Genomic DNA, 4,042 nt, shown 5'->3' on the forward strand with positions numbered 1-4,042 from the left:
CTCTATCATCGTGCGATTTTCGCACGTGTCAACACGGCTAGCGCGCACGCGGTGACACTAACGCCCAAAACAACCCCGATCGTGCACCTTCACGCAGCCGGAGTGCCCGTTTGCGCAGTTGAGAACAACGCAGAGCCCTCCACTGTCACTGCGTTGGCTAGAGCAGCTCAACCACTTCACACGCAGGAAGTTAGTCAAGCGGTCTAGCGTCTGCAGGAACGTCGCTACTCGCCCTCAGCATGCCATCACGGCCTTCACAGCTACGAGCGGCACCAACCCCAAGGGGTGCACACATAACAGCCACGGCACGGGCCACACGTGGCTACGTCGTCGCCGACGGTAAGGACTGATCTACGGACACGTCAAGCTGAGGTCGACCCAGGTGATCTTTACGCCAACTTCGCACGTGCACCGACAGCCACAGCATGATTGACATCACCACCTTCCGCAGCGCGGTGCCGGCGACCCGGAAGTTGTCAAGGCGGATGATTGCGCCACGAGGCGCTGCAAGTTCGTGTGGAGGTGAGAGACCTGCGCCGTTGTCCTGTCGCAGCAGGGTGACGAAGCTGAGGGCAGTCTGATCCGGGTGGTGCCGGGGAGGGTGGGAAGCAGCCCTGACAAACCCGGGGTGCGTCAGCACTGCCAGATGGCGTAGGCCTGGGGAGCGATGGCGAAGAGGAGTACGCGAGGAACCGGCGTTGTTACGTCCTTCAACCTTGACACCGGCTCGAAACCTGGCGGATCTGGGCCGGTCGCAGTGCGTCCCGCTGTTTTTTTTGTTTCTTTTGCTGGCGGGAACTTTCCGTGAGGTCTTCATTTGCCGCGCGGGGAGGCCACGAGGAAAGCCTGCGGCGTACTCGTGGCGATGCTGCTGGGACACAGTCGGGCTCCTCCTTCGCTGAGCGGATTGCAGTGAACGTGGGAACCGCCCGCGCCAGATCCCGGTAGGTAGATCACCAGTCTGCTGATCGGGATAGGCGCATCGACCGCTGAACGGCGCGGGTGGGGCGGAGTCGCCGTAGTACTCAGAGTCCGGGAAAGCCGGTCACACGGGGAAGGGCGGCAGCGGTTTCGAGAAGGACTGGAGGTTGCAATGACGCAAGACGCGCCGCTGAATGGTGGCGCTTTCGAGCAGGACCCGGTTGGGTCGCGGTCGAAGGTAGCGTGGATGCAAGCCAAGCTTCACCGTTGGGCTGTGGCCGATCCCGGCCGCAGGTTCGACGACCTGTTCAATCTCGTTCATGACCCGGCGACGCTGAGTGTGGCGTTTGACCGGGTCGCGGGTAACAAGGGTGCGAATACTCCAGGTGTGGACGCTGTAACGGTCCGCACGCTGGAAGGCGGCATCGGCGTGCCTGCGTTCCTGGACGGCCTGCGGGACTCGATCAAGGACGGGATATTCCGTCCGCTGCCGGTGCGGGAACGCAAGATCCCGAAACCGGGCGGGTCCGGGAAATTGCGGCGACTCGGTATTCCCGTGATCGCCGACCGGGTCGTCCAGGCAGCACTTAAACTGGTGCTGGAACCCATTTTCGAGGCCGATTTCGAGCCGGTCTCGTACGGGTTCCGACCCAAGCGGCGGGCTCAGGATGCGATTGCCGAGATTCACCTGTTCGGTTCGGTGGGTTACAGGTGGGTGCTGGATGCCGACATTCAGGCGTGTTTCGACGAGATCGATCACACGGCCTTGATGAACCGCGTCCGCGCCAGGATCAAGGATAAACGTGTGCTGGGGTTGGTGAAGTCGTTCCTGAAAGCCGGGCTCCTCACGGAACTCGGCGAACTACAGAACACTCACACCGGAACGCCGCAAGGTGGCATCCTCTCGCCGTTGCTGGCGAATATTGCCCTGTCGGTGCTCGATGAGCACCTGCACGGGCCGTGGAAGTCGGGCGGGGCGATGTCGACCAGTCCGCGGCGGGAGAAACGCCGTGCCAAGGGGATGCCGAATTGGAGGATCGTGCGCTATTGCGACGATTTTGTCGTTGTGGTGCACGGCACCGAATCGGACACCGAGGTGGTGCGTGAGGACGTCGCGCGGGTGCTGGCACCGATGGGGTTGAGGCTGTCACCGGCCAAGACCCGGGTCGTGCACATGAGTGAGGGGTTCGACTTTCTGGGGTTCCGCATCCAGTGGCGCCGTAAGAAGGGCACGAACAAGTGGTATGTGTACACGTTCATCGGTGATCGGCCGATCAGGTCGGTGAAGATGAAGATTCGTGCACTGACCCACAGGTTGTCGCAGATGGATTTGGAGTACGTGCTTGGTCGGCTGAATTCGATTATGCACGGGTGGGCAAACTACTTCCGTTATGCCATCGCGAAGAATGTGTTCAGCATGCTGGACAGTTTCACGTGGTGGCGGCTGATCCGGATGCTGACGCACCGGTTCCGCTGGAAGTGGGGGGACGTCCGCCGGAGGTTTGTTACCCCGGAAGGGCACTGGCTGCCGATTGCAGCGGGCGAGTCCGAACGCCGTCCGATCGCAGCGGTCCCGGTCACCCGGTACCGCTACCGAGGAGGCAAGATCCCTACTCCGTTTCTGTTTCTCGAACAGGTCTGACGGCAGGAACCGTGGAGAGCCCGTTGCGTTGAGAGGCGCACGGCGGGTTCGGCGAGGGGTCTGGGGAAACGGGTCGGCAGCAATGTCGGTACCGCGCCCCGGGCCTACTCAGCGACAGTTCAGGCTGCTTGTTCTGTTTCGTGTTCTGCCTCCTCGTTGTCCTTCGGTGGTTCGTTCGTGGTTGTAGTACTGGAAAAACCGTCGGCTGAACGCGCGGGCATCAGCGATCGACCCGAACCGGCCGGGGAACGCCGGGCAGTACTTCAACGTCTTGAACTGGGCCTCGCTGTAGGGGTTGTCGTTGGACACGTGCGGCCGCGAATGCGACCGCGTGACACCCAGGTCCGCCAGCAGCGTCGCGACGCATAGGTCCGGAAACCCTGGCGAACGAACGCAGCCAGGCCGCACCCTTCGGGAGGGCGTTCGGTTGACGGCGGGCGCGTCGTCGCGAAACGTTGTTTGGGCTTAGGTCGTGTTTTAGGTAGCGGGTGAGTCTTGGGCGGATAGCTCTTCGGCCAGTTCCATACAGCGCAGGCGGGCTGGGGAGAAGTCGTAGGGCATCTTGCCGATGGCTTCGAACGCGCTCATGGAGTCAGCCTCCCGCCTGCCAGAGCTGAGGTCGGCCTCGTCCTTGCCGTCATCGGCGGTAGCAGAGTGCAAAGTGTCCCAGGCGTCGCAGAGGGCATCGTCGTCCTTACCCAGGCCGGACTCCTCGATGACGGCCTGCAGGGCGCTTTCGAAGGCGCGCCGCTCGACGGCCACTTGAGCCACCCGTGGATCATCGACGGCGACGCTGTTATCGAGTGCCTCCTCGGCGTCATCGATGCGGTCGGAATCCTCCCGCAGAGTGGGATGCGTGGCCAGGACGACGAAGCGGGTGGCCTGGACGGCCGCGCCGAGCGGGCCGAAGATCCGCTCAGTGACCAGCAGACTGTCCAGGTCCGCCTGACGCAGGGAGCCTTCGGGCAGGCTCTTGAGGCGTTCGGTGACGAAGTCGGAGAGCAGGCCCATCCGGCTGCCTTCGGTGCGCATCCGCTGCACGGCGGTCCGCTGCCGCCGCAATTCCGCCTCCTGCTCGGCGAGGGTTTCCTCCAACCGCTCCAGGATGCCCGCGATACCGTCTCCGCTGTCCGCACCGGCGGAAGCCATGCCGGTGGTAAAGGCGTCACGGATGTCGTCCAGGGCGATCCCGGCGTTGGCCATCTTGCGAATCCACAGCAGGCGGATCATGTCCTCGTACCCGTAGCGGCGGCGGTCATCACCGCCCCGCTCAGGCTCGGGGAGCAGGCCGATCTCGTGGTAATGGCGAATCGCCCGTGGCGTGCTGCCGGCGAAGGCCGCCGCGTCACCGATCTTGACCTGGCGGGGTGGCATGAAAGACGAATGCATGAGCAGGGACCTTTCCTCAAGGGATCGGGACGTAAGTCCACTGGACCACATGCCGCTACGGAAGGTGCAACCCTGTACACACCGCCCCGC

2 protein-coding genes and 1 pseudogene are annotated in these 4,042 nt (G+C 63.3%); 1 reads left to right on the top strand and 2 read right to left on the bottom strand.

Annotated features, from left to right (window positions below; genetic code table 11):
• The first annotated feature begins 1,093 nt into the window (after window positions 1–1,093).
• Window positions 1,094–2,563 carry a group II intron reverse transcriptase/maturase gene (gene ltrA / locus VFG33_RS02815; protein ID WP_325022037.1) on the top strand — a complete coding sequence of 490 codons (1,470 nt, stop codon included), beginning with the start codon at window positions 1,094–1,096 and terminating at the stop codon, window positions 2,561–2,563.
• Window positions 2,564–2,722: 159 nt separating this feature from the next.
• Here the strand turns inward: ltrA and VFG33_RS02820 are convergent.
• Together VFG33_RS02820 and VFG33_RS02825 are read right to left on the bottom strand one after the other, a co-directional pair.
• Window positions 2,723–2,926, bottom strand: a pseudogene (locus tag VFG33_RS02820) (integrase core domain-containing protein); the annotation flags it as partial.
• 114 nt (window positions 2,927–3,040) lie between these two features.
• Window positions 3,041–3,952, bottom strand: coding sequence for a MerR family transcriptional regulator (locus VFG33_RS02825; RefSeq protein WP_325022039.1), 912 nt, complete (start codon window positions 3,950–3,952; stop codon window positions 3,041–3,043).
• Between the last annotated feature and the right edge of the window lie 90 nt (window positions 3,953–4,042).

The organism is Kribbella sp., assembly GCF_035687465.1.
Lineage (GTDB): Bacteria > Actinomycetota > Actinomycetes > Propionibacteriales > Kribbellaceae > Kribbella.